We start from the raw sequence: 23957 nt of genomic DNA, 5'->3' as shown, positions 1-23957 counted from the left end.
AGGATGGGTGGAGCTTGCGATACCCATGCTGTCGCTTCGGCGGAATCGATGGGTATCGCTGCGCTCCACGCCATCCTACATTCGTGCTCCGTCGTGATTTCGGCGTGGTTGTGGAATTCTGGTCGCAGGCAAGGTCCATGCAATCCTCGCGCAGAAATTCACTGCCATCGGTGAGTTCCCGACATCCGCGCCCGCGCATACGCCCCCCGCGAAGCATCCCCTGCCCACATGATTGCGGTATCCTGCGGCGCAACCTGTCCCCTCCCAGGAGCCGTCATGCCGTCGTACCGCTCGTTGCTGCCCCTCACCCTGGCCCTGCTCGCCGGCTGCGCCGGGCAGACCAAACCCGTGGTCACCCTGGAAGACGCCAGCGACTGCAAACCGCTGAAGCTGCACACCGGCCAGGAGCTGGTGCTGATCCTGCCGAGCAACCCCACCACCGGTTTCCGCTGGGAACTGCGCAACGCCGCCAACGGCCTGCTGCGCGCCCTCGGCCCGGAGGTCTACAGCAACCCGGAAGACGCAGGCCTGGTCGGCAGCGCCGGCGAATCCACCTGGCGCTTCCGCGTGACCGCCGCCGGCGAGGACAAGCTGGAACTGGCCTACCGCCGCCCCTGGGAGGCGGAAGTGGCACCGGCGCAGACTTTCGTCTGCCCGATCAGCGTCAAGTAAATCGCACTCGACAGGACGCCCCCGGCGCCATAAGCCGCTCGCCCTGGCGCCTTCGGCCTGTGGGCCGGGCACCGTGCTGCGGCACAGTGGGCGTTCATTTCCTCGGGAGGGAACCCCATGCGCTGGGCACTCTTGGCACTGATCGGCGGTGCCGCCTACCTGTTCGCCGTCACCTTCGACCTGCCGACCCTGCGCATGCTGTGCAAGCCGCTGCCGGTGCTGGCCATGCTGCTGTGGATTCTCGCCACGCCCGCCGACGGCTATCGCCGCTGGGTCGCCATCGGCCTGGTGCTGTCGATGCTCGGCGACATCCTGCTGGAATGGCCGATCAACGCCTTCGTTCCCGGCCTCGCCGCCTTCCTGCTGGCACACCTCGCCTACCTGGTCGCTTACCTGGGCGATACCCGCCGCTTTGCCCCGCTCGGACTGCTGGTCGCAGGCGGCGTGGGTGGCGGCCTGTTCGCCCTGCTCTACAGCCGCGGCCTGGGTCCGCTGCTGCTGCCGATTGCGCTGTACAGCCTGACCATCAGCGCCATGCTCTGGCGCGCCATTGCCCGCCTTGGCGTACCCAGCATCGCCAATGCCAGCCGGGTGTTTGCCGCCCTCGGCGCACTGCTGTTCGTCAGCTCCGATTCGATGATCGGCATCAGCCGCTTCGTCGCTGCTTTCGACGGCTCCTCCTACGCCATCATGCTCACCTACTGGCTCGGCCAGTTCGGTATTGCCGCGTCCGTCACATCCCGTCATATCGCTCTACCATACTCGGAAGGACACTCCACTTCCCGGGCCTGACATGCTGCGAATCGCTTCACCGCTGCTGCTCCTCTGTTCGGCGCTGGCCAGCGCCGAACCCCTGCGCCTGGCCGGCGACGACTGGTGCCCTTACCTCTGCCCTGACGATCCGGACAAGCCCGGCTACCTGCTCGAAGCCCTCGGCCGGGTGCTGCCGCAACCACCCCGCTTCGAGCCGCTGCCCTGGCCTCGCGCCCTGCAGATGGCCCGCGAAGGGCTGGTGGATGGCGTGGTCGGCGCCTACAGCGAAGAGTCCGCGGAACTACTGATCGGTAAAGAGCCCATCGGCTGGGTGACCATGCGTTTCTACGTGCGCCAGGACAATCCCTGGACCTGGAAGGGGCCTGCCTCGTTGAGCAGCCAGTCCATCGGGCTGGCTCAGGGCTATTCCTACGGCAAGGAGCTGGACGACTGGCGCGACGAGCACCTGGCCAACCATGAACAGGTGCAGGTGCTCAGCGGCGAGAAGGTGCTCGAACGCAACATCCAGAAGCTGCTGCTGGGGCGCATCACGGTGCTGCTCGAGGACAGCCAGATCGTCGAGCACTACCTGCAGCGCCACGGCCTCTCGGAGCGCATTCAAGCGGCCGGCGAGCTCGCCGATAAACGTCCTATGTACGTCGCGCTCAACCCGCGCCTGGAAGGCGTGCAGGAGCGCCTGGCCGACCTCGACGAGAGCCTGCGCGAGCTGCGCCGCAACGACCAGTGGAAACCCCTGATGCAGGGTTACGGCATCGCCGTTGACTAGTCCTGCGAAGGCGTGAGAAAAGTCCGGCAGAGCCCTCTGTCATCGGCTATAGATCAATCAATAAGAGACTGGGAAAAGGGGAGCTCCATGCGTGCAGTAGTTCGCTCCATGTTGTTGCTGGGAGCCTGCCTGACACTCTCGGCCTGTGGCAGTCTGTTGCCCAGCGAACGCGCGGAAGTGCAGTCACCATTCCTGGATTACCAGGATGCACAGAGCCGCTACAACCAGGTCGATCCTGGCAAGACCACCAAGTCTCAGCTCTACGCGCTGGGCTTCGATCCGCTGTCCCAGGGCAACGCCAAGATGCTTTCGTTCATCGATGTGCGCCTGCTCTTCGTGCAGCCCAACATCCCCATCGACTACCTGCCCGACGGCCTGGTGACCTGCCTGCAGGCCAAGGACCGCTGCGTCGGCTACGCCTTCGACTTCAACAAGACCGACAGCCAGCGCGTGGGCAGCTTCTGGGCCGACATCTTCAACTTCCGCAAGCGCCGCCAGGTGCAGGGCTGGTCGTTCCGCCCGGTGTTCGTGCTGATCGACGACGTGGTGGTGCACAAGACCAGCAACGGCGAGCCGAACATCCGCCGCATGGAAGACAAGAAGAACCCCCTCGGCCCACTGCAGGGCGCCGGCGAATACTTCTCCGACCAGCTCAAGTGACCCTCGTCCGCTAACGGTTGGGCGCACCTCGCGCCTCGGCTACAATGCGCGCCCCGGCAAACCGGGCGCGCCGCGCCTGGTTGCCTGTTCAGCGTAACGAGGCCCCATCCAGCGTGAGCGAATCCGACCGCATCTTCGCCCAGCCGCAAACCCAGGTTCCCGACTTCACCTTCAACGAGGACGTGGTGCGCGTCTTCCCGGACATGATCAAGCGATCGGTGCCGGGCTACCCCACCATCGTCGAGAACATCGGCGTGCTCGGCGCGCGCTTCGCCGCCCCGCACAGCGTGCTCTACGACCTCGGCTGCTCGCTGGGCGCCGTGACCCAGGCGCTGCGCCGCCACGTGAAGACCGAAGGCTGCCGCGTCATCGGCGTCGACAACTCCGCCCCGATGATCGAGCGCTGCGGCGAATACCTGCGCGCCCAGGACGCCATGCACCAGGAACTGCTGCCGGTCGAGCTGATCGAGGCGGACATCCTCAAGCTGGACCTCAAGCCCTGCTCGCTGATCGCGCTGAACTTCACCCTGCAGTTCATCGCCCCCGAACAACGCCTGGAACTGCTCACCCGCCTGCACAGCGCCCTGCTGCCCGGCGGCGCGCTGATCCTCTCGGAAAAACTGCGTTTCGCCGACGAGCAGGAGCACGAGCTGCTCACCGACCTGCACATCGACTTCAAGCGCGCCAATGGCTACAGCGAACTGGAAATCGCCCAGAAACGCACCGCCATCGAGAACGTCATGCGCCCCGACACCCTGGATACCCACCGCGAGCGCCTGCTGGCCGCCGGTTTCTCCAAGGTCGTGCCCTGGTTCCAGTGCCTCAACTTCGCCTCCCTGATTGCCCTGCCATGATCGAACGCTTCGACCTCGACCGCCTGCGCCTTGAACTGGCCGGCACGCCACTGGAATCCTGGGCTGCGTCGCTGCCCGCGCAACTGGCCAGCAAGGTCGACGATGGCCACGGCGATCTCGAGCGCTGGCTGGCCGCAGTGGATCGCCTGCCGCCGCTGCAAGCTGCCGCCGTCGAGCTGCGCGAGCGCTTCAACCTCGAAGGCACCTGCGACGAGGACACCCGCGCGCAGCTCAAGCTCGCCCTGCAAGGGCTGATCCCGTGGCGCAAGGGGCCGTTCAACCTGTTCGGCGTGCACATCGATACCGAATGGCGCTCGGACTGGAAATGGGAGCGCGTCTCGCCGCACATCGACCTGGCGGGCAAGCGTGTCCTCGATGTTGGCTGCGGCAACGGCTACTACCAGTGGCGCATGCTCGGAGCCGGCGCGCGCAGCGTGGTCGGCGTGGACCCGAACTGGCTGTTCTTCTGCCAGTTCCTCGCCATGAAGCGCTACCTGCCGGATCTGCCGGCCTGGCACCTGCCCTTCGCCCTGGAAGACCTGCCCGAGAAACTGGAAGGCTTCGACACCGTGTTCTCCATGGGCGTGCTCTACCACCGCCGCTCGCCCATCGACCACCTGCTGGCGCTCAAGGACTGCCTGCGCCGTGGCGGCGAGCTGGTGCTGGAAACCCTGGTGGTGGAAGGCGATGTGAACACCGTGCTGGTGCCCGAGGACCGCTACGCGCAGATGCGCAACGTGTGGTTCCTGCCCTCGGTGCCGGCGCTGGAGCTGTGGCTGCGCCGCGCAGGGTTCACCGACGTACGCAGCGTGGACATCAGCCGCACCTCGGTGGAAGAGCAGCGCGCCACCGAGTGGATGCGCTACCAGTCGCTGCCGGACTTCCTCGACGCCGACGACCACAGCCGCACCATCGAGGGCCTGCCGGCGCCGCTGCGTGCCACGCTGGTGGCGCGCAAGCCTTGATCTGTAATTCCGCAGGAGCAACTGCGCTCCTCTGAAAATCCTTGCCTGGGTTTCCCTCTCCCCCGCCCTCTCCCTGAAGGGAGAGGGAGCCATTCGGCGCTCCCGGCCAGGACGAAGCCAGCCGGATGGCACAGGGCTACCCGCCTGCACCGGACAGTCCCCTCTCCCTTCAGGGAGAGGGTTAGGGAGAGGGAAGCTCTCTGGCACGAACTACCAGATGAAGCCCTTCCCCCGTCAGCGGTTGGCTGCCGCCACGATCAGCGCCTTCATCTCGGCAACCGCCTGCTTGAAGCCCACGAACAGCGCATGGGCGACGATGGCGTGGCCGATGTTCAGCTCGTTGATGCCAGCGATGGCCGCGACGGGCTCGGCGTTGTGGTAATGCAAACCGTGGCCGGCATTGACGATCAGGCCATGGGACAGACCGAACTCCACGCCATCGCGGATGCGCGCCAGCTCATGGGCACCTTCGGCCGGGCTGTGGGCATCGGCGTAACGACCGGTGTGCAGTTCGACGGCGGGGGCGCCAACACGTGCCGACGCCTCGATCTGGCGCTGGTCCGGGTCGATGAACAGCGACACCTCGCAGCCTGCGGCCGCCAGGCGCTGCACCGCTTCGCGGATGCGCGCTTCCTGGCCGGCGACGTCCAGGCCACCCTCGGTGGTCAGCTCCTGGCGGGTCTCCGGGACCAGGCAGACATGGGCAGGGCGGATGATCTCGGCGAACTTCATCATCTCCTCGGTGACGCCCATCTCGAAGTTCATGCGGGTCTGCAGCACTTCGGCGAGCACGCGCACGTCGCGGTCCTGGATGTGCCGGCGATCTTCGCGCAGGTGCACAGTGATACCGTCGGCGCCGGCTTCCTCGGCGTCCAGCGCGGCTTTCACCGGGTCGGGATAACGGGTGCCGCGGGCCTGGCGCAGGGTGGCGACGTGGTCGATGTTCACGCCGAGCAGAATACGGTTGGCTTCAGTCACGGGAGTTGTCCTTGCGATTCATGAAGAGCTCGCGGCTGACCAGCGGTCGGCCGCCAAGATGGGGTGCCAGGGCCTGGCGCATCAGGCGCTTGGCTGCTGCCAGGGCGCCGGGGGCGCTCCAGTCGGCTTCGGCCATGGCCAGCAGGTCGGCACCGTGGAACAGCCCCGGCTGCAGGCTACCGACCGGCTCGAGGCCCGCGTCGGGCAGCAGGCGGTAGAGACCATCGGGCGCCACAGCCTGGCCGACGATATCGGTGTCCAGGGAAAAACCATAGCCCAGGTCATCCAGCAGCCGCCATTCGAACGAGCGCAGCAGCGGCTCCAGCGGACTGCCAGCGGCCAGCAGCGGCAGGGTCGCTCGGTAGTGCTCGAACAGCGCGGGATGCGGGTCTTCGGCCGGCAGCAGGCGGATCATCAGCTCGTTCAGGTACAGGCCGCTGAACAGCGCTTCGCCACTGAGCAGGTTGGGGATGCCATTGGGTTCCAGGCGCACGACATTCTTCAGATCGCTGCGCCCGCGGAATTCGGCTTCCAGCGGTACGAACGGTCGCGCCAGCGCTCCAGCCTTGCCCCGCGCGCCACGCAGGACGGCACGCAGACGCCCCTGCGGGGTGAAGAAATCCACCAGCGCGCTGGTTTCCTTGTAGGGGCGGCTGTGCAGGACGAAGGCAGCTTGGGCAATAGAAGCGAGGCTCATGGCGCTGCGCCTGGAATGAGAGTCGGGAGGCGGGCGCGCTCAGGCGCCCGAAGGGTGCGCCCCGCGAATGCTCGCGGGGCGCTGAAGGTCAGAGGTCGCCGTAGCCCAGCGAACGCAGTGCGCGCTCGTCGTCGGACCAGCCGCCTTTCACTTTCACCCAGAGGTTGAGCATGACCTTGGAGTCGAACAGCACTTCCATGTCCTTGCGGGCGTTCTGGCCGATGCTTTTGATGCGATCACCCTTGTCACCGATGATGATCTTCTTCTGGCCATCGCGCTCCACGAGGATCAGCGCGTGGATGTGCAGGATCGGACCGTCCTGCTTGAACTCTTCGATCTCCACGGCGACCTGGTACGGCAGCTCGGCGCCCAGTTGGCGCATGATCTTCTCGCGCACCAGTTCGGCGGCGAGGAAGCGGCTGCTGCGGTCGGTGATCTGGTCTTCCGGGAAGAAGTGGTCATTCTCCGGCAGGCGCTCGGCCACCAGGCCTTCGAGCACATCGAGGTTCTGCCCGTGCTGAGCGGAAATCGGCACGACTTCGGCGTTGGGCAGTTGCTCGGCCAGCCACTGCAGATGCGGCAGCAGCTCGCCCTTGTCTTCCATGCGGTCGACCTTGTTCACCGCCAGCAGGACCGGGCAGCTCACGTACTTGACCTTGTCGTAGACCATCTGGTCTTCGTCGGTCCAGCGGTTGCGGTCGACAACGAAGATCACCACGTCGACGTCCTTCAGCGCGGCGCTGGCCGAACGGTTCATGTAGCGGTTCAGCGCCTTGTCGTTGTCCTTGTGCAGGCCAGGGGTGTCGACATACACAGCCTGCACATCACCCTCGGTCTTGATGCCCAGCAGGGTGTGGCGAGTGGTCTGCGGCTTGCGCGAGGTGATCGCCAGCTTCTGCCCGAGGATGTGGTTGAGCAGGGTCGACTTGCCGACGTTGGGGCGGCCGACGATGGCGACGTAACCGCAACGAACGGCTCCTGCTTCATCGTGCTCGGATGGGTCGTGCTGGTCTTGCTCGTGCTCACTCATGGCCATTCTCCACGCCCAGGGCTGCCAGTGCGGCGGCGGCTGCCACCTGCTCGGCGATGCGGCGACTGCCGCCGTGACCGTGGGTCTTGTCGTTCAGCAGGGCCACCTCGCACTCCACGAAGAAAGTGCGGCAATGCGGTTCGCCCTGGATATCCACCACGTCGTAACGCGGCAATTCGCACCCACGGGACTGCAGGAACTCCTGCAGGCGGGTCTTGGGGTCCTTGTTGGTATCCACCGGGGTCAGCTCGCGCAATTGCGGGCCAAGCCAGTCCATGATCCGCTCACGGGCGGAATCCATGCCGGTGTCCAGATAGATGGCGCCAATCAGCGCCTCCATGGCGTCAGCCAGGATCGACTCGCGGCGATAACCGCCGCTCTTCAGCTCGCCCGAGCCCAGTCGCAGGTAATCCCCGATCTCGAAACCGCGGGCCAGCAGGGCCAGAGTCTCGCCCTTCACCAGTCGCGCGCGCAGGCGTGACAGCTGGCCTTCGCGGGCCTGGGGAAAGTGGGTGAACAGGGCTTCGCCGATGACGAAGTTGAGGATGGCGTCACCGAGGAACTCCAGGCGCTCGTTGTTGCGCCCGGCGAAACTGCGATGGGTCAGCGCCAGGACCATCAGGTCCTGGTCGCGGAAGGTGTAGCCAAGCTTGCGCTCGAGTCGATCCAGACTGTTGTTACTCACGGCATTCGTACACGGAATTCTTTGTCAAATTTGACCACCAGGTCGATGTTCTGTACCAGTGGCTCGCGTTTTTCGTATTTCAGGTGGGCGCGGAATTCGTTGTTCTCGAGTTTCACGTCCAGCGCGTCATCCAGCTTGAGGTCGCGGATGTTGTTGAGCATCAGTGCCTTGTCCACATAGGAGTAGAACTCCGGAACAGTGCGCACTTCGGCGGCCTTGTCGGTCTCAACCGAGGTGATGGCCTTCTCGATGGCGTAATAGTCCAGGTAATGCGGAATGATCTTGAACGCGGCACTGGCCAGGAACGCCACGACGGCGAGCACCACCAGCCAACCCAGCAACGACATTCCCTTCTGCGAACGTGCGTACGTCATATCGACCTCATGTCGGTATCTTTCTTATTTGCCCGCCAACCACGGCGGGTCCAAGTGAAGCGGGGCCGCCTCGCTCCCCGCGTGCAGCCCCGCCCTTTTCCAGCACCGATCCAGCCCTGCAGGCCTGGAACGTCTCACCAGTTTAGTGAATCACACCAACTCGCGAGAAATTCGGCAGATTGCGCATCTTCGGATCCGGCCAGCTCATCCAGACCGCGAAGGCCTTGCCGACGATATTGCGGTCCGGAACCATGCCCAGCAGGTCCTTGGGAATCTTCGGATCGTTCCAGTAGCGGCTGTCGTTGGAGTTGTCGCGGTTGTCGCCCATCATGAAGTAATGGCCGGCCGGCACCTTCCACTGCTTGCCCGGCTCGATGCGGAAGCGGGTCATTTCCTTGCGGATCATGTGCTCCGCGGCGCCCAGCTTCTCCTGGTACAGGGTCACGCTGCCCAGGGTGCCCGGCTCCTCGCCCACCAGCGACTCGGCTACGGCCTGGTCATTGATGAACAGGCGCTTGTCGCTGGTGTAGCGGATGGTGTCCCCAGGAACACCGACCACACGCTTGATGTAGTTGATGTTCGGATCGCTGGGATAGCGGAACACCATGACATCGCCGCGCTGCGGGTCACCCACCGGGATCACCTTGGTGTCCAGCACCGGCAGGCGGATGCCGTAGGCGAACTTGTTCACCAGGATGAAATCGCCCACTTCCAGGGTCGGCTTCATCGAACCCGACGGGATCTGGAAGGGCTCGACCAGAAACGAACGCAGCACCAGCACGATGAACAGCACCGGGAAGAACGACTTGCCGTACTCGACGAGCACCGGCTCCTTGTTCAGTTTCTCCAGCACTTCCGGGTCAGCTTCGCCGACCGAACCTTCATAGGCGGAAATGGCCGCCCGGCGGCGCGGTGCGAACAGCACCAGGTCCACCAGGGCGAGAACGCCGCATACCGCAACGGCAATCACCAGCAACAGCGGGAAATTCAGGGTCATAGGGTTCAACTGTCCACTTTGAGCACAGCGAGGAAGGCTTCCTGCGGAATCTCCACGCTACCGACCTGCTTCATCCTTTTCTTACCGGCCTTCTGCTTCTCCAGCAGCTTGCGCTTACGGCTCACGTCACCACCGTAGCACTTGGCCAGCACGTTCTTCCTGAGCGCCTTGACCGTCGAGCGGGCGATGATCTGCCCACCGATGGCCGCCTGAATCGCGACGTCGAACATCTGCCGCGGAATCAATTCCTTCATCTTCTCCACCAGCTGACGGCCCTTGTACGGGGCATTGTCGCGGTGGACGATCAGGGCGAGGGCATCGACCTTCTCACCGTTGATCAGCACATCGAGGCGAACCAGGTTGGCCGGCTCGAAGCGGTCGAAGCTGTAGTCCAGCGAAGCATAGCCGCGGCTGGTGGACTTCAGGCGGTCGAAGAAGTCCAGCACCACTTCGTTCATCGGCAGATCGTAGATCACCTGGACCTGGCCGCTGAGGAAGTGCATGTCGCGCTGGACGCCGCGCTTCTCGATGCACAGGGTAATGACGTTGCCCAGGTGCTCCTGAGGCACAAGGATGGTCGCGCGGCAGATCGGCTCGCGCATCTCGTCGATGGACGAGAGGTCGGGCAGCTTGGACGGGTTGTCGACGTAGAGAATCTCGCCGTTCTTCTGCACGATCTCGAAGATCACGGTCGGTGCGGTGGTGATCAGGTCCAGGTCGTACTCGCGCTCCAGGCGCTCCTGGATGATCTCCATGTGCAGCATGCCGAGGAAGCCGATGCGGAAGCCGAAGCCCAGGGCCTCGGAGCTTTCCGGCTCGTACTGCAGCGCGGCGTCGTTCAGGGTCAGCTTCTGCAGCGCTTCGCGGAAGTCCTCGAAGTCATCGGAGCTGACCGGGAACAGGCCGGCGTAGACCTGCGGCTTGATGCGCTTGAAGCCTGGCAGCACGTCCACGTCGGGGGTGTTGTTCAGGGTCAGGGTATCGCCCACCGGCGCGCCGAGGATGTCCTTGATGCCGGCGATGATGAAGCCCACCTCACCGGCCTTGAGGTCCGGAGTCTCGGTGTGCTTCGGGGTGAAGACGCCGACGCTGTCCACCTGGTGGACCTTGCCGGTGGACTTCACCAGGATCTTGTCGCCTTTCTTGACGCGGCCGTGCTTCACACGCACCAGCGAGACCACGCCCAGGTAATTGTCGAACCAGGAGTCGATGATCAGCGCCTGCAGCGGTGCGTCGATCTCGCCTTCCGGAGCGGGAATGGCAGTGACCAGGCGCTCCAGCACGTCTTCCACGCCCATGCCGCTCTTGGCCGAGCAGGCCACGGCGTCGGTGGCGTCGATGCCGATGATGCTTTCGATCTCGTCCTTCACGCGGTCCGGATCGGCCTGCGGCAGGTCCATCTTGTTCAGGACCGGCATCACTTCCAGGCCCTGCTCGATGGCGGTGTAGCAGTTGGCGACCGACTGCGCTTCCACGCCCTGGCCGGCATCCACTACCAGCAGCGCGCCTTCGCACGCGGCCAGCGAACGGCTGACTTCGTAGGTGAAGTCGACGTGGCCGGGGGTGTCGATGAAGTTCAGCTGGTAGGTCTTGCCGTCCTTCGCCTTGTAGTGAAGGGTGACGCTGTGCGCCTTGATGGTGATGCCGCGCTCACGCTCCAGGTCCATGGAGTCCAGTACCTGGGCCTCCATCTCGCGGTCGGACAGGCCGCCGCACATCTGGATGAAGCGGTCTGCCAGCGTCGACTTGCCATGGTCGATGTGGGCGATGATGGAGAAATTGCGGATATGACTCAGGTCACTCACGGCGAACACACTCGGAAGGCTGAAGGCGGCGGTCCGCCGAAAAATAGCGGGGGAGTTTACCTGACTACAGCCTGATGCGTCACGCCGCGCCGGACGGTCAGGCATGAAAAAGGGCGACCGGAGTCGCCCTTTTCTGGTGCGTCGACCTTACTCGGTCAGTTTGAACGTGATGAAGCTCGCACGGCCCTGACGCAGCACGCGCATGGAAATCGAACGATCCTTCGGCAGCGCCTTGGCGATCTCGCTGAAGGTTTTCGAGGAATCCACCGCGCGATTGTTCAGGTGAGTGATGACGTCGCCCGGACGCAGGCCGATCATGGCCGCCGGACCGCCCTGCACTTCCTTGATGACCACGCCGCCCTTGATATCCAGGGACTTGCGCTGCTCGGCAGTCAGCTCCGCCACGGTCACACCCATGCGGTTGCTGCTGCGCTCGGCACCCTTGCCCTCGACTGCGGCGACGGCATCGTCGTCGTCCGGCAGGCTGCCGATGGTCAGGCTCAGGGTCTGGCGCTTGTTGTCGCGGATGACTTCCAGGGACGCCTTGTCGCCCGGCTTCATGTTGCCCACCAGGTGCGGCAGGTCGGCGGATTCATTGATGGTCTGGCCGTTCAGGCTCAGGATCACGTCACCCACCTGCAGGCCGCCCTTGGCCGCCGGGCCATCTTCCACCAGCTGCGCGACCAGCGCGCCGGCCGGTTTGTCGAGACCGAAGGATTCGGCCAGGTCCTTGTTCACTTCCTGGATCACCACGCCCAGCCAGCCACGGTTGACCTTGCCGCCGGCCTTGAGCTGATCGGCGACGTTCAGCGCCACATCGATCGGGATCGCGAAGGAAAGGCCCATGAAGCCGCCGGAACGGGTGAAGATCTGCGAGTTGATACCCACCACTTCGCCCTGCAGGTTCAGCAGCGGACCACCGGAGTTGCCCGGGTTGATCGCCACGTCGGTCTGGATGAACGGCACGTAGTTCTCGTTCGGCAGGCTGCGGCCCTTGGCGCTGACGATACCGGCAGTCACCGAGTGGTCGAAGCCGAACGGCGAACCGATGGCCAGCACCCACTCGCCGACCTTCAGCTTGTCGGAATCACCCAGCTTGAGCGTCGGCAGGCCCTTGGCATCGATCTTCAGCACGGCCACGTCGCTGCGCGGATCGGCACCGACCAGCTTGGCCTTGTGCTCGCTGCGGTCGGACAGGCGTACGAGGATCTCGTCGGCGTCGGCCACCACGTGGTTGTTGGTGAGAATGTAGCCATCATCGGAAATGATGAAGCCCGAACCCAGCGACTGGGCCTCGCGCTGCTGGCCACGGGGCGCCTGACCCTGACCGCCCTGGCCGCGGGGAATGCTGCGCTCGAAGAATTCGCGCAGGCCCGGCGGCAGGCCGTCGAGGTCCGGAATGCCCATCTGCGCGTTGGAGCGGTCGGGAAGTTTCTGGGTGGTACTGATGTTGACCACCGCCGGCGAGGCCTTCTCGACCAGCGGAGTGAAGTCCGGTAGTTCAGCCCGCGCGGTGACCGACAGGCTCAGGGCCAGCAGGGCGACCAGCGCAGCCATGCTGCGTTTCAGGGTTTGCATTGACTACAGCTCCCGTGATGTTGATTGGGAAGATCACTAAACAGGGCCGGGCGGCCCACCGACCAGCGCACGCAGCACAACCGGTTGCATCGCCGGATCATCCGTATGGCGTCGCGCATGGCGACGCACCAGCAGCCAGGCCAGCAGGAAACCCGCCAGCCCGGCCACGATGATGAGAGGCTCCGCCAGATCGAGGCGCGCCGCCAGTAGCGCCAGCGCGAACAGCCCGATCAGCGGGGAAAGATAGAAAAGCAGGGCGCTTTTCAGCAGAAGGTCTTCATCCACGCCCAGCAGGATTTCATCGCCAGGCTTAAGACTCGATGAAGCCAGGTTCGGCGAGATGAGCGCTCGCACTCGGCTGCGTCCCTGGGAACCCCCCAGCCGCTCCAGGAGACCCTGGCCGCAGCCGGCGTTGACCGAACATCCCGAGCAGGTGGAGCGGCGCAGCGTTTCGACCTGGACCGCACCAGACTCGACCGCAACCACTCTTCCCCGCTCATGGATCACTGTGGCTGAGCTCCCGTTGGCCGCATGGACAACGCCACGCGCTCGGCCGTGCCACTGGGTATCTCGCCGACCACGGTCACCATGGTGCCACCATCTTCACTGGCGAACCGCCTCGACACCACGGTGGTCGGGCCCAGCTGGGTGCGGGCATCATCGACCTTGGCGCCGTGCAGCGGCTCGAGGAATACCGAGAAACGCGCCAGTCCGTCGCCGTAGGCCAGGCACAGGACCTGGTCATTGGAGACCGGGCTGCGCTCCTGCAGCGTACTGTTCAGGGTAAAGCCCGGCGGCACCCATTCCGAATGCCAGTTGGTCTTCACCTGGGCAACCTTGGCTTCCTTCACCGGCTTGCAGGCCGCGCTCGCTTGCAACTCGCCGTCATCCGGCGCTGCCATGTCGATGCGGGTGAACTGCAGGCGCTCGATGATCTGGCCCTTGTCATTGAGCAGCAGGGACTTGAGCGGCAGGCCCGTCTCCTTGTCCACGTGCAGCTCGAAGCCATAGCGATGCTGGTCACGCGGGATCACCGCCAGCACCACCGCCGGACGATCGGCAATACGCGACTCGCCGGCGACGCGAACGTCGTAGTAGGTAGATAGATCGGCAGGGTTGAGCTTGCGTGCCGGCCACATCTCGCCGGTCGACGCCTGCCCCGACATGCCTCCACCTACGCACTGGGTGGCGCCATCGACGCGCACCACTTCCTGGCGCGGCCCATCGACCTGGACCAGGTGCTCGCGCACCGAGCCGTCACTCTCCACACGATGCCAGACATCGTGGGTGGAGAAGGCTCCGCTGCGTTCGTAGATGAAGGTACCCTGGAAGTTCTGTTGCTGATCAGCCTCGGAGAGGCGCTTGATCCAGTCCAACGCATCGGCGGCCTGGACTGGCAATGCCAGCAGACCGCCGAGGAAGAACAACAGTGCTGTCGTCGCGCGCATGTCGCTCCTTAAGGTCGCAAATCAGCGGCTTTCCAGGCTCGCGGCGCGTGCATAAGGCAGGGCGCTGTCGGTGCCGCTGACGGCGGACTGCTGCGCGTGTTGACGCAGGTAACCCGGAAGACGCTGCTCATGCCAGGTGGTCTGCCCGCCCTGGGCATTGGTGATCACCTGCGGCGCCTCGTCCTGAGTGTAGCCTGCCAGTACCGCCGGGCCTTGCACTTGCGGCAGGGCGATCTGCGGGGTGGCACCTTGCTGGGCAAGGCCGTTGGCGACACTGTCATCCTGGTGGTACATGCGTACACCGGCCAGCACAGCCAGGGTCACCGAGGCGGCGACGGCCAGGCGGCCGACGTTGCGCCACGGATTGCGGCTGCGCGGCGCCGGTGCGGCTTCATCGGCCAGCGCGGCGGACACGGCGGCGGCAATGTCCAGCTTGGGCATGGCCGGCTCGCGGTGCATCACTGCACGGGCCAGTTGGTAACGGGACCAGGTGGCCCGCAATTCGGCGTCCTCGCCGCAGGCTGCAAGCACACGCCGCAGCTCAAGCTCATCCGCTTCGTTATCCATTACCGCGGACAGCGACTCCTGCAGGGCTTCACGACTCATAGCGGTACCTCTCTTGGCTTCTGCCGCTGTATCAGACTTCATCATGCAACAAAGGCTGCAAAGCTTTGTCGATCGCTTCCCGCGCACGGAATATCCGTGAGCGGACGGTCCCCACCGGACACTGCATCACGGTGGCGATATCTTCGTAACTCAGGCCTTCGAACTCGCGCAGGGTCAAGGCCGTGCGCAAATCATCGGGCAGCTGCTGGATGGTGCGATGGACGGTTTCCTCGATCTCATCCCGCAGCATGGCTCTTTCCGGCGACTCGATGTCCTTCAGGGCGTGATCGCCGTCGAAGAACTCCGCGTCCTCTGCCGTGACATCGCTGTCCGGCGGCCGCCGACCGCGCGCAACCAGATGGTTCTTCGCGGTGTTGATGGCGATACGGTACAGCCAGGTATAAAAGGCACTGTCGCCCCGGAAGTTGCCCAAGGCGCGATACGCCTTGATGAATGCTTCCTGTGCAACGTCCTGGGCTTCCTGCGCGTCGTGCACGAATCGCACGATGAGACCCAGAATCTTGTGCTGGTACTTCAGCACCAGCAGGTCGAATGCCCGTTTGTCTCCGCGCTGTACCCGTTCAACCAGTTGCTGATCCTGTTCCTGGGTTAGCATGAATGCTCCTCTGAAAACCTGGAGGAGCTTCGAGCACCCTGGTAAATCGTCCTGCCAAGATAGACTCGGGTCTTTTGCAAAAGTTCTCCCCTCCAAGCATGCGCCGCACAGTTTTTTCACATTTGCGGCAATCGGACCCCGACATGCGTCCGAAGCCCGTCAAATTCAACTGCACCGGGCGGAACACCCGCTCCCCTTCCGCGCAATGTCAATCTGCGCGCAAAGTTGATTGGGTATTCCGCGTTCGAACCGGAACGCCTGAAAAAGTTCCGGTGATTTGCCGTGATCGTTCAATGACTTCGACGCAACCCCTGGCGCCTGCCGGACCGGCTTGAGCGGGGAAGAAAGCTTCCCGCCCTGCGACTGCCGCCCCACCTCACGCGCCTTCGGTGTCATCGGTTCGCCAGTATTGTGCCGTGGCCCCCTTCTATATACTAGGGCGCCATTTTGTGGAGCCGGGTATGAGTCAGCATTTCCAGCACGACGTCCTAGTGATCGGCAGCGGGGCCGCCGGCCTGACGCTGGCTTTGACGCTGCCTTCGCACCTGAAGATCGCCGTGCTGAGCAAGGGCGAACTCTCCCAGGGCTCCACCTTCTGGGCCCAGGGTGGCGTTGCCGCCGTGCTGGATGACACCGACACCGTGGAGTCCCACGTCGAGGACACCCTGGTCGCCGGCGCCGGCCTGTGCCGCGAGGACGCGGTGAAATTCACCGTCGAGCATAGCCGCGAGGCCATCCAGTGGCTGATCGAGCAGGGCGTTCCCTTCACCCGCGACCATGAGCCGGGCCGCGAGGACGGCAGTTTCGAGTTCCACCTGACCCGTGAAGGCGGCCACAGCCATCGGCGGATCATCCACGCTGCCGACGCCACCGGCGCCGCGATATTCAATGCCCTGCTGGAACAGGCCCGCCAGCGGCCGAACATCGAACTGCTGTCGCAACGGGTCGCCGTCGACCTGATCACCGAGCAGAAACTGGGCATGGGCGGTCAACGCTGCCTGGGCGCTTACGTACTGGACCGCTCGACCGGCGAAGTCGATACCTTCAGCGCGCGCTTCACCGTGCTTGCCTCGGGCGGCGCCAGCAAGGTCTACCTCTATACCAGCAACCCCGACGGCAACTCCGGCGACGGTATCGCCATGGCCTGGCGCGCCGGCTGCCGGGTCGGCAACCTGGAATTCAACCAGTTCCACCCGACCTGCCTGTACCACCCGCAGGCCAAGAGTTTCCTGATCACCGAGGCGCTGCGTGGCGAAGGCGCCCTGCTCCGACTGCCCAATGGCGAGCGCTTCATGCCGCGCTTCCACGCCCTGGGCGAACTCGCCCCGCGTGACGTGGTGGCCCGCGCCATCGACCACGAGATGAAGCGCCTGGGCATCGACTACGTCTACCTGGACATCAGCCACAAGCCGGCCGAGTTCATCCGCGAGCACTTCCCCACCGTCTACGAGCGCTGCCTGGACTTCGGCATCGACATCACCCGCGAGCCCATCCCGGTGGTGCCGGCGGCGCACTACACCTGTGGCGGCGTGCTGGTGGATTCCCAGGGGCGCACCGACGTGCCGAACCTCTACGCCATCGGCGAGACCACCTTCACCGGCCTGCACGGCGCCAACCGCATGGCCAGCAACTCGCTGCTGGAGTGCTTCGTCTACGCCCGCTCCGCCGCCGCCGACATCCTCGCCGAACTGCCCAAGGCCCAGACGCTGGTCGCCCTGCCCTGCTGGGACGCCAGCCAGGTGACCGATTCGGACGAGGACGTGATCATCGCCCACAACTGGGACGAGCTGCGGCGCTTCATGTGGGACTACGTGGGCATCGTGCGTACCAACAAGCGCCTGGCGCGCGCCCAGCACCGGGTTCGCCTGCTGCTGGACGAGATCGACGAGTTCTACTCGAACTACAAGGTCAGCCGCGACCTGATCGAGCTGCGCAACCTCGCCCAGGTGGCCGAACTGATCATCCTCTCCGCCATGCAGCGCCACGAGAGCCGCGGCCTGCACTACACGCTGGACTATCCGGACCTGTTGCCCGAAGCCCGCGACACTATCCTGGCGCCGTCCACCTATTGCGACTGAAGCGCAGCCGCACCCGCAGGCGCCGGTGCAACTCCGGCGCCAGGGCGTCGGAAGGTACGCAGACGCTGCGCGCCAGCCAGTCACCAGGACGACGGAAACGCAGGACGATCAAAGAGGGCAGCGCCAGGCTGTCCGGCATCAACTGCACGGGTTGAAACCCTTCCCGCTCGCTCCACAACTGCCAGCCCTCGGCGTTGTGGCGCAGCGCACGCATCGAATCCGGCGCGCGCAATAGAATCCGCCCAGGCACAACCCGGCACGCATGCAGCAGGCAGAGGCTCAGGCCGAGCGTTTTCCAGTGAAGGGGAATGTCCGCGAGCAGCAGCGCCAGGACGGCGCAGCATTGCGCGGCGAGGTAGGCCGCCAGCAAACCGATGGACGGCTGCCAGCGGCACTCGAAGGGGTCACTTCGGCTGGACACGGTCCAGGATCATGCGAACGATGATGCGCAGGTCGGCATCTTCCGGCTCGCCGCGCTGCATGAACCAGCCGAACATGTCCTGGTCCTCGCACTCCAGCAGCTTGCGGAAGCGCGCCTGATCGTCGGCGGGCAGGCCCGGGTAGACTTCCTGGACAAAAGGCACCAGCAGGACGTCCAGTTCCAGCATGCCGCGGCGGCTGTGCCAGAAAAGGCGTTTGAGTTCGGTTTCGTCGTTCATCTGCGGGTTCCCTCGAATAACTGCGAGCAAATACATCGGAACGCTCGCGAAGTCGACGGACGGCGCGAGCCGAGCGGCATTATACGCATGCTCGGCTCACCCGGCACCCGCTGACAAGGCTGGGCCTGAGCTCTATCATGAGGCCCCTAACTTTCTTCCAGCGAATCGTGATGACCGACTCTGCTTTCTACACCGAACTCAATCACGAAGGGATTCTCGCCGTCCGTGGCGCGGACGCCGCCAAATTCCTCCAGGGCCAGCTGACCTGCAACCTCAATTACCTGAACGCCGAATACTCCAGCCTCGGTGCCCGCTGCACGCCCAAGGGCCGCATGACCTCCAGCTTCCGCATCCTCGCCGAAGGCGAAGGCTTCCTGCTGGCCATGGCCAACGACCTGCTGGACAGCCAGCTGACGGACCTGAAGAAGTACGCGGTGTTCTCCAAGGCCACCCTCTCCGATGACAGCACCCAGTGGGCGCGCTTCGGCCTGAGCGGTGCGGACGCTGTCCTCGCCGAACTGGGCCTGAGCCTCTCCGGCGAAGCCGACCAGGTAGCGCGGGTCGAGGGCCTGATCGCCATCGGTCTCGGCCAGGGCCGCGTCGAACTCTGGGCATCGGCCGAACGCGCCGCCGCCATCGCCGACCTGCTGCAGACCCGCCTGCCCCACGCCGAACTCAACGACTGGCTGCTCGGCCAGGTTCGCGCCGGGGTCGGCCAGGTGTTCGGCGCCACCCGCGAGCTGTTCATCCCGCAGATGATCAACCTGCAGGCCGTAGGCGGCGTGAGCTTCAAGAAGGGCTGCTACACCGGCCAGGAAATCGTCGCGCGCATGCAGTACCTGGGCCGCCTCAAGCGCCGCCTGCAGCGCCTGAAACTCGATGGTGCCGAACTGCCGGAGCCGGGCCGCGAGCTGTTCTCGCCGGTGCATTCCACCAGCGTCGGCGAAGTGGTACTGGCCGCCCGCGCGGCCGATGGCGTGGAGCTGCTCGCTGTGCTGCAGGACGACGCCGCTGCCGACGGCAACGTGCGCCTGGGCGAGGACCAGCCCCTGCGTCTGCTGGACCTGCCTTACGTTCTGGACAGCGACCGCGAGATCCAGCGCTGAATTTCGTGCCGGGCGGGGAGCCCGGCTTTCCCTGAAGGACACTTCATGAGCAAGCTTGCCGAAAAAGTACAACAGGAACTGCTGCGGGCCATCGACAACGATGAGCTGGTGCTGCCGACGCTGCCGGAAGTCGCCCTGCGCGTCCGTGAAGCGGCGGAAGACCCGGACATCAGCATCCAGGATCTGGCCAAGGTGATCGGCAACGACGCTGCCCTGACCGCGCGCATCATCAAGGTGGTGAACAGCCCGCTGCTGCGCACCAACAAGGAAATCACCGACCTGCAGATGGCGATCAGCCGCCTGGGGATCAACTACACCTGCAACCTGGCCACCGGTCTTGCCATGGAGCAGATGTTCCAGGCCACCTCCGACGTGGTCGACCGCAAGATGCGCGAGGTGTGGAACAAGAGCACCGAGATCGCCGGCATCTGCCACGCGCTGTGCCGCCACTACACCCGCCTGGCGCCGGATCAGGCGACCCTGGCCGGCCTGGTGCACCAGATCGGCGTGCTGCCGATCCTCACCTACGCCGAGGAGCACAGCGAACTGCTGGCCGATTCCATCAGCCTCAACCATGTGATCGAGCGCATCCACCCGGTCATCGGCGACCGCATCCTCAAGGCCTGGGACTTCCCGGCGCCGATCGCCGCCGTGCCGGGCCAGCACCTGGACTTCAGCCGCGACTCGGCCAAGGTCGACTACGTGGACATCGTCCAGGTAGCCACCCTGCAGAGCTACCTGGGCAGCCAGCACCCCTACACCGAACTGGACTGGGCGACCATTCCGGCCTTCGCCAAACTGGGCCTGGACCCGAAGGCAGACGTGAAGGAAGACGAAGACCTCTCCGCCGCCATGGAAGCGGCGATGAGCATGCTGCAGTAAGTTCACGCCGTACCACCCGAAACCCGCCCTTACCGGCGGGTTTCGTTTTTATGGCTCAGGCGTTTTCCGCCGGGAAGGTCACCCGCACCAGCAGCCCGCCCAGTTCGCCCTGGCCCAGCTCGATGCGCGCACGATGCGCACTGCAGATCTCGCCGACGATGGCCAGGCCCAGCCCGGTGCCCTGCTGGCGGCGGCGGTAGAAGCGGCGGAACACCTTGTCGCGTTCCTCCGGCGGGATGCCGGGGCCGTCGTCTTCGACCTCCAGCTCGGCCGGCGAGCGCACGCGGATGATCACGTTGCCGTCCGCCGGGGCATGGGCAATGGCGTTATCCACCAGGTTGCTGAGCAGTTCGTTGAGCAGGGTCGGATCGCCCTTCACCCAGGCCGGCTCGTCCGCCTCCAGCGCCAGCGCCACACCGCGCGAATACGCCAGCGGCGCCAGAGCAAGGCCCAGCTCGCGGGCCAGTTGGCCCAGCTCGAGGCGCTCCCCCGCACCTTCGGCGATGGCGCGAGCGCCGCTTTCCACCCGCGCCAGGGACAGCAGCTGGTTGGCCAGCCCGGTCACCCGGTCGGTGTTCTGCACGGCGTCGACCAGCGTCGCACGCCATTGCTGCGGGTCCTGCTCGCGCAGGCCCAGCTCCAGCCGCGCCTTGAGCGCTGCCAGTGGGGTACGCAGCTCGTGGGACGCCTCGGCAATGAACTGCGACTGGCGGTCGAACAGCCCGCGCAGGCGCACGGTGAAGTGGTTGAGCGCCGCTACCAGTGGGCGCAGCTCCTTCTGCACGCGGACTTCCGGCAACGGCCGCAGATCGTCCGGCTGGCGCTCCTCCACCGCCTCGCGCAGACGGTCCAGCGGGCGCAGGCCGGCGCTCACCGCGTACCAGACCATCATCAGCGCGGCGATGGCCGACAACGCGAGGTTGAGCAGGGTATCGGCGAGCAGGTTGCGCGCCAGCCGCTCGCGGGCGCCCATGGTTTCGGCGACACGGATTTCCGCCATGCCGTTGACCGTCGGCTGGCTCACCGGCTGCAGCAGGCTGACCACCCGCACGCCCTGCCCTTCGTAGGTGGCGTCGTAGAACTTGGCCAATGCCGGGTAATCGTCGGTGCGCGGCGTGGTCGGCAGTGGCGCCGGCAGGTTCTCGTAGCCGGAGATCATCTTCCCCTGCGGATCGATCACCTGGTAGAAGATGCGCCCGGCGCTGTCGTACTCGAAGCTGTCCAGCGCCACGTAGGGCACGTTGGCGCGCAGGGTGCCGTCGCTGGCGTAGAGGCCGTCGGCGATGTCCCGCGCCGACGCCAGCAGGGTGCGGTCATAGGCGATGTCGGCCGCGTGCCGGGCACGCCAGTAGGTGGCCGCGCTGCCGATCAGCAGCAGCACCAGCAGCAGCCCGCCGAGGCGCCAGAGCAGGCGCCCGCGCAGGCTGCCCGTGCCGGGAAGCACCCAGCGCCATTCAGCCATCCTGGGCCTCGAGCAGATAGCCCAGGCCGCGGAAGGTAACGATGCGCACCGAGCTGCCTTCGAGCTTCTTGCGCAGGCGGTGGACGTAGATTTCGATGGCGTCCGCGCTGGCGTCCTGGTCCAGGCCGAACACCTGCGCCGCCAACTGCTCCTTGCTCATCACCCGCCCCGGACGAGCAATCAGCGCCTCCAGCACGGCCTGCTCGCGGGAGGTCAGGTTCATCGCCTGCTCGGTCAGGGTGAAACGCCGCGCGCCGAGGTCGTAGACCAGCTCGCCACAGCGCTGCTGCTGCTCGCCACCCAGCACACTGCGGCGCAGCAGGGCCTTCACCCGTGCTTCCAGCTCGGTGAGTTCGAAGGGTTTGGCCAGGTAATCGTCGGCGCCCAGGTTCAAGCCGTGCACGCGGTCGCGCACTTCACCACGGGCGGTGAGCATCAGCACCGGCAGGGTCTTGCCGCGCTCGCGCAGGCGCGCCAGCACCTGGAAGCCGTCCAGCCGCGGCAGGCCGACGTCGAGGATCGCCAGCGCGTAGTCCTCGCTGGCCAGGGCCAGGTCGGCGGCCACGCCGTCCTGCAGCAGGTCCACGGTCCAGCCGGCGCCCTTGAGCGCCTGGGCGACGCTTTCGCCGAGTTGCGGATGGTCTTCAACCAGGAGGATTCGCACGCGTTTCTACCCCTCGGACTACAGGTTCGGGCCGGCAGTTTACCCATCCGCGCGCCACTGTGAATGGGGGAAATTCGCTGAAATCACTGCGAAAGGCGACTGAAAGCCTGGCGAAAGCTTAGCCCGTTAGCATCGCCAACGAGCCGCCTCCCAACCCCGAATATTTCAGCGCCGACTGCCCAGGCGCAACGGCGGGAGCAGCGGACTCGACGACGGCAAAGACCGTCAACAGAGCGGAAGGCGGCGTGGTGCCCTTTCGCGACAACAACAAGAACGGAGACCACAGATGCCCACCGCCCGGCCTTTGGCTGCACCGGCTTTTTCCAAGCCCAACTCCCGCTGTCTGACTCCCGCCCTGCTGGCTTTCGCCGGGGTCGCCCCGCTGTGCGAAGCCGCCGGCTTCGTCGAAGACAGCAGCGCCACGCTCAGCACCCAGAACATCTACTTCAACCGTGATTTCCGCGACGGCGCCGGCCAGTCCAAGCGCGAAGAATGGGCGCAGGGTTTCATCCTCGACTTCCAGTCCGGCTACACCCCCGGCACCATCGGCGTCGGCCTGGATGCCATGGGCATGCTCGGTCTGAAGCTCGACTCCTCCCCGGACCGCACCGGCACCGGCCTGCTGCCGACCCACGATGACGGCCGCGCCGCCGACGAGTACAGCAAGCTCGGCCTGACCGCCAAGTTCAAGGCCTCCGAGACGGAGCTGAAGATCGGCAGCCTGATCCCCGACCTGCCCACCCTGCAGCCCAACGACAGCCGCCTGTTCCCGCAGACCTTCGAGGGCGGCCTGCTCAACTCCACCGACCTGCCGGGCCTGAACTTCACCGGCGGGCGCCTGGAGAAAGTGAAGGACCGCGACTCCACCGACTTCACCGACCTGGCGCTGAACAACAAGAACCGCCGCTTCTCCGGTGGCAGCGCCGAGGGCAAGCACTACGACCTGGCCGGCGGCGACTACCAGTTCACCGACAACCTCACCGGCCGTTACCACTACGCGCAGCTGGACGAGGTCTACCGCCAGCACTTCGTCGGCCTGCTCGCCAGCTACCCGCTGGGCCCCGGAAAATTCAGCGCCGATGTGCGCCTGGCCATCAGTGACGACCAGGGCGAGGCGCGCGGCGGCGAGATCGACAACCGCGCCTTCAACGGCATGCTCGGCTACGCCCTGGGCGCCAACAAGTTCAGCCTCGGCTGGCAGCAGATGAGCGGCGACAGCGCCTTCCCCTACATCGACGGCAGCAACCCCTACCTCGTCAACTTCGTCCAGGTCGGCGACTTCGCCGAGACGGATGAGCGCTCCTGGCAGGTCCGCCACGACTACGACTTCGCCGGCCTCGGCCTGCCCGGCCTGACCCTGATGAATCGCTACATCAGCGGTGACAATGCCAAAATCAACGGCATGGACGGTCACGGCAAGGAATGGGAGCGCAACACCGACATCAAGTACGTGATCCAGAGCGGCCCGCTCAAGGACGTCGCGGTGCGCGTGCGTAACGCCACCTACCGTTCCAGCTTCGCGCGGGACGCCGACGAGACGCGTATCTACCTCAGCTACTCCCTGGCGATCTGGTAAACCGACAACAACAAGAGAGGCATCG

General features: G+C 65.3%; 26 protein-coding genes. 10 read left to right on the top strand and 16 right to left on the bottom strand.

The window, feature by feature from the left end:
- Window positions 1-276 precede the first annotated feature (276 nt).
- From IB255_RS07945 to cmoB, 6 genes are all read left to right on the top strand, one after another.
- Complete coding sequence (locus tag IB255_RS07945) at window positions 277-672, top strand: protease inhibitor I42 family protein (RefSeq protein ID WP_081517644.1); 396 nt, start codon at window positions 277-279, stop codon at window positions 670-672.
- Window positions 673-789: 117 nt separating this feature from the next.
- Window positions 790-1464: a lysoplasmalogenase gene (locus IB255_RS07940; RefSeq protein WP_081517643.1), complete on the top strand. Its 675-nt coding sequence runs from the start codon at window positions 790-792 to the stop codon at window positions 1462-1464.
- 1 nt (window position 1465) lies between these two features.
- Entirely contained in the window at window positions 1466-2212 is a 747-nt protein-coding gene (locus IB255_RS07935) for a substrate-binding periplasmic protein (RefSeq protein ID WP_081517642.1), read from the top strand.
- Between the two features lie 87 nt (window positions 2213-2299).
- Window positions 2300-2872, top strand: coding sequence for a hypothetical protein (locus IB255_RS07930; RefSeq protein ID WP_081517641.1), 573 nt, complete (start codon window positions 2300-2302; stop codon window positions 2870-2872).
- A gap of 113 nt (window positions 2873-2985) precedes the next feature.
- Complete coding sequence (gene cmoA, locus IB255_RS07925; protein WP_081517640.1) at window positions 2986-3726, top strand: carboxy-S-adenosyl-L-methionine synthase CmoA; 741 nt, start codon at window positions 2986-2988, stop codon at window positions 3724-3726.
- Window positions 3723-4691 carry a tRNA 5-methoxyuridine(34)/uridine 5-oxyacetic acid(34) synthase CmoB gene (gene cmoB / locus IB255_RS07920; RefSeq protein WP_081517639.1) on the top strand — a complete coding sequence of 323 codons (969 nt, stop codon included), beginning with the start codon at window positions 3723-3725 and terminating at the stop codon, window positions 4689-4691. The genes cmoA and cmoB overlap by 4 nt, the downstream gene beginning before the upstream one ends.
- A 234-nt stretch (window positions 4692-4925) precedes the next feature.
- Here cmoB and pdxJ read toward each other — a convergent pair whose 3' ends face one another.
- The 12 genes from pdxJ to rpoE form a co-directional block, all read right to left on the bottom strand.
- Window positions 4926-5669 (bottom strand): pyridoxine 5'-phosphate synthase, encoded by a 744-nt coding sequence (gene pdxJ, locus IB255_RS07915; RefSeq protein ID WP_081517638.1) that lies wholly within the window; start codon window positions 5667-5669, stop codon window positions 4926-4928.
- Window positions 5662-6366, bottom strand: coding sequence for a DNA repair protein RecO (gene recO / locus IB255_RS07910; protein ID WP_081517637.1), 705 nt, complete (start codon window positions 6364-6366; stop codon window positions 5662-5664). The genes pdxJ and recO overlap by 8 nt, the downstream gene beginning before the upstream one ends.
- An 88-nt stretch (window positions 6367-6454) precedes the next feature.
- The gene (gene era / locus IB255_RS07905; RefSeq protein ID WP_081517636.1) at window positions 6455-7396 is read right to left on the bottom strand and encodes a GTPase Era; all 942 of its coding nucleotides are present in this window, start codon (window positions 7394-7396) and stop codon (window positions 6455-6457) included.
- Entirely contained in the window at window positions 7389-8081 is a 693-nt protein-coding gene (rnc, locus tag IB255_RS07900) for a ribonuclease III (protein WP_017517395.1), read from the bottom strand. The genes era and rnc overlap by 8 nt, the downstream gene beginning before the upstream one ends.
- Window positions 8078-8455, bottom strand: coding sequence for a DUF4845 domain-containing protein (locus tag IB255_RS07895; protein WP_081517635.1), 378 nt, complete (start codon window positions 8453-8455; stop codon window positions 8078-8080). Before IB255_RS07895 ends, rnc begins: the two co-directional genes overlap by 4 nt.
- Window positions 8456-8597: 142 nt before the next feature.
- Window positions 8598-9452: a signal peptidase I gene (gene lepB, locus IB255_RS07890; protein WP_081517634.1), complete on the bottom strand. Its 855-nt coding sequence runs from the start codon at window positions 9450-9452 to the stop codon at window positions 8598-8600.
- A gap of 5 nt (window positions 9453-9457) precedes the next feature.
- On the bottom strand, window positions 9458-11257 hold the full coding sequence (gene lepA, locus IB255_RS07885; protein WP_045210230.1) for a translation elongation factor 4: 1800 nt from the start codon (window positions 11255-11257) through the stop codon (window positions 9458-9460).
- Window positions 11258-11404: 147 nt separating this feature from the next.
- Complete coding sequence (locus IB255_RS07880) at window positions 11405-12835, bottom strand: DegQ family serine endoprotease (protein WP_081517633.1); 1431 nt, start codon at window positions 12833-12835, stop codon at window positions 11405-11407.
- A gap of 36 nt (window positions 12836-12871) precedes the next feature.
- Window positions 12872-13342, bottom strand: a complete 471-nt coding sequence (locus tag IB255_RS07875; protein WP_192210026.1) for a SoxR reducing system RseC family protein — start codon at window positions 13340-13342, stop codon at window positions 12872-12874.
- Window positions 13339-14283: a MucB/RseB C-terminal domain-containing protein gene (locus IB255_RS07870; RefSeq protein WP_151189625.1), complete on the bottom strand. Its 945-nt coding sequence runs from the start codon at window positions 14281-14283 to the stop codon at window positions 13339-13341. The genes IB255_RS07875 and IB255_RS07870 overlap by 4 nt, the downstream gene beginning before the upstream one ends.
- 21 nt (window positions 14284-14304) lie before the next feature.
- Complete coding sequence (locus tag IB255_RS07865; RefSeq protein WP_081517630.1) at window positions 14305-14889, bottom strand: sigma-E factor negative regulatory protein; 585 nt, start codon at window positions 14887-14889, stop codon at window positions 14305-14307.
- Between the two features lie 31 nt (window positions 14890-14920).
- Window positions 14921-15505 (bottom strand): RNA polymerase sigma factor RpoE, encoded by a 585-nt coding sequence (rpoE, locus tag IB255_RS07860; protein ID WP_017516654.1) that lies wholly within the window; start codon window positions 15503-15505, stop codon window positions 14921-14923.
- A 461-nt stretch (window positions 15506-15966) separates the two neighbouring features.
- Here rpoE and nadB point away from each other — a divergent pair, with 461 nt between their 5' ends.
- Window positions 15967-17583, top strand: coding sequence for an L-aspartate oxidase (gene nadB / locus IB255_RS07855; RefSeq protein ID WP_192210025.1), 1617 nt, complete (start codon window positions 15967-15969; stop codon window positions 17581-17583).
- Here nadB and IB255_RS07850 read toward each other — a convergent pair.
- Together IB255_RS07850 and IB255_RS07845 are read right to left on the bottom strand one after the other, a co-directional pair.
- Window positions 17552-18004, bottom strand: a complete 453-nt coding sequence (locus IB255_RS07850) for a protein YgfX (RefSeq protein WP_192210024.1) — start codon at window positions 18002-18004, stop codon at window positions 17552-17554. The two genes, nadB and IB255_RS07850, sit on opposite strands and share 32 nt — an antisense overlap.
- A complete protein-coding gene (locus tag IB255_RS07845; RefSeq protein ID WP_138212446.1) occupies window positions 17988-18242 on the bottom strand; it encodes a succinate dehydrogenase assembly factor 2 in 255 nt (84 codons plus the stop codon). Before IB255_RS07845 ends, IB255_RS07850 begins: the two co-directional genes overlap by 17 nt.
- A 170-nt stretch (window positions 18243-18412) precedes the next feature.
- On the opposite strand from IB255_RS07845, the gene IB255_RS07840 reads away from it, so the two are divergent.
- Window positions 18413-19348, top strand: a complete 936-nt coding sequence (locus tag IB255_RS07840; RefSeq protein WP_192210023.1) for a YgfZ/GcvT domain-containing protein — start codon at window positions 18413-18415, stop codon at window positions 19346-19348.
- 45 nt (window positions 19349-19393) lie between these two features.
- Window positions 19394-20230, top strand: coding sequence for an HDOD domain-containing protein (locus IB255_RS07835; protein ID WP_081517625.1), 837 nt, complete (start codon window positions 19394-19396; stop codon window positions 20228-20230).
- A 55-nt stretch (window positions 20231-20285) separates the two neighbouring features.
- Here IB255_RS07835 and IB255_RS07830 read toward each other — a convergent pair whose 3' ends face one another.
- Both IB255_RS07830 and IB255_RS07825 read right to left on the bottom strand, forming a co-directional pair.
- Window positions 20286-21692, bottom strand: coding sequence for a sensor histidine kinase (locus IB255_RS07830; RefSeq protein WP_192210022.1), 1407 nt, complete (start codon window positions 21690-21692; stop codon window positions 20286-20288).
- Window positions 21685-22356, bottom strand: a complete 672-nt coding sequence (locus IB255_RS07825; RefSeq protein WP_192210021.1) for a response regulator — start codon at window positions 22354-22356, stop codon at window positions 21685-21687. Before IB255_RS07825 ends, IB255_RS07830 begins: the two co-directional genes overlap by 8 nt.
- Before the next feature lie 286 nt (window positions 22357-22642).
- Between IB255_RS07825 and IB255_RS07820 the strand changes: the two genes are divergently transcribed.
- Window positions 22643-23932 (top strand): OprD family porin, encoded by a 1290-nt coding sequence (locus tag IB255_RS07820; protein ID WP_151189620.1) that lies wholly within the window; start codon window positions 22643-22645, stop codon window positions 23930-23932.
- The last annotated feature ends 25 nt before the right edge of the window (window positions 23933-23957 follow it).

The organism is Pseudomonas sp. PDM22 (assembly GCF_014851965.1).
GTDB lineage: Bacteria > Pseudomonadota > Gammaproteobacteria > Pseudomonadales > Pseudomonadaceae > Pseudomonas.
Note: the sequence above shows the minus strand (reverse complement) of the source record. Positions and strands in the feature narration are given on the sequence as shown.

What these genes read in the sequence shown, in the direction of transcription:
- IB255_RS07945 (WP_081517644.1), top strand. Translation starts at nt 277, where the DNA reads ATGCCGTCGTACCGCTCGTTGCTGCCCCTCACCCTGGCCCTGCTCGCC.
- IB255_RS07940 (WP_081517643.1), top strand. Translation starts at nt 790, where the DNA reads ATGCGCTGGGCACTCTTGGCACTGATCGGCGGTGCCGCCTACCTGTTC.
- IB255_RS07935 (WP_081517642.1), top strand. Translation starts at nt 1,466, where the DNA reads ATGCTGCGAATCGCTTCACCGCTGCTGCTCCTCTGTTCGGCGCTGGCC.
- IB255_RS07930 (WP_081517641.1), top strand. Translation starts at nt 2,300, where the DNA reads ATGCGTGCAGTAGTTCGCTCCATGTTGTTGCTGGGAGCCTGCCTGACA.
- cmoB (WP_081517639.1), top strand. Translation starts at nt 3,723, where the DNA reads ATGATCGAACGCTTCGACCTCGACCGCCTGCGCCTTGAACTGGCCGGC.
- recO (WP_081517637.1), bottom strand. Translation starts at nt 6,366, where the DNA reads ATGAGCCTCGCTTCTATTGCCCAAGCTGCCTTCGTCCTGCACAGCCGC.
- era (WP_081517636.1), bottom strand. Translation starts at nt 7,396, where the DNA reads ATGAGTGAGCACGAGCAAGACCAGCACGACCCATCCGAGCACGATGAA.
- IB255_RS07895 (WP_081517635.1), bottom strand. Translation starts at nt 8,455, where the DNA reads ATGACGTACGCACGTTCGCAGAAGGGAATGTCGTTGCTGGGTTGGCTG.
- lepB (WP_081517634.1), bottom strand. Translation starts at nt 9,452, where the DNA reads ATGACCCTGAATTTCCCGCTGTTGCTGGTGATTGCCGTTGCGGTATGC.
- IB255_RS07880 (WP_081517633.1), bottom strand. Translation starts at nt 12,835, where the DNA reads ATGCAAACCCTGAAACGCAGCATGGCTGCGCTGGTCGCCCTGCTGGCC.
- IB255_RS07870 (WP_151189625.1), bottom strand. Translation starts at nt 14,283, where the DNA reads ATGCGCGCGACGACAGCACTGTTGTTCTTCCTCGGCGGTCTGCTGGCA.
- IB255_RS07865 (WP_081517630.1), bottom strand. Translation starts at nt 14,889, where the DNA reads ATGAGTCGTGAAGCCCTGCAGGAGTCGCTGTCCGCGGTAATGGATAAC.
- rpoE (WP_017516654.1), bottom strand. Translation starts at nt 15,505, where the DNA reads ATGCTAACCCAGGAACAGGATCAGCAACTGGTTGAACGGGTACAGCGC.
- nadB (WP_192210025.1), top strand. Translation starts at nt 15,967, where the DNA reads ATGAGTCAGCATTTCCAGCACGACGTCCTAGTGATCGGCAGCGGGGCC.
- IB255_RS07845 (WP_138212446.1), bottom strand. Translation starts at nt 18,242, where the DNA reads ATGAACGACGAAACCGAACTCAAACGCCTTTTCTGGCACAGCCGCCGC.
- IB255_RS07840 (WP_192210023.1), top strand. Translation starts at nt 18,413, where the DNA reads ATGACCGACTCTGCTTTCTACACCGAACTCAATCACGAAGGGATTCTC.
- IB255_RS07835 (WP_081517625.1), top strand. Translation starts at nt 19,394, where the DNA reads ATGAGCAAGCTTGCCGAAAAAGTACAACAGGAACTGCTGCGGGCCATC.
- IB255_RS07830 (WP_192210022.1), bottom strand. Translation starts at nt 21,692, where the DNA reads ATGGCTGAATGGCGCTGGGTGCTTCCCGGCACGGGCAGCCTGCGCGGG.
- IB255_RS07820 (WP_151189620.1), top strand. Translation starts at nt 22,643, where the DNA reads ATGCCCACCGCCCGGCCTTTGGCTGCACCGGCTTTTTCCAAGCCCAAC.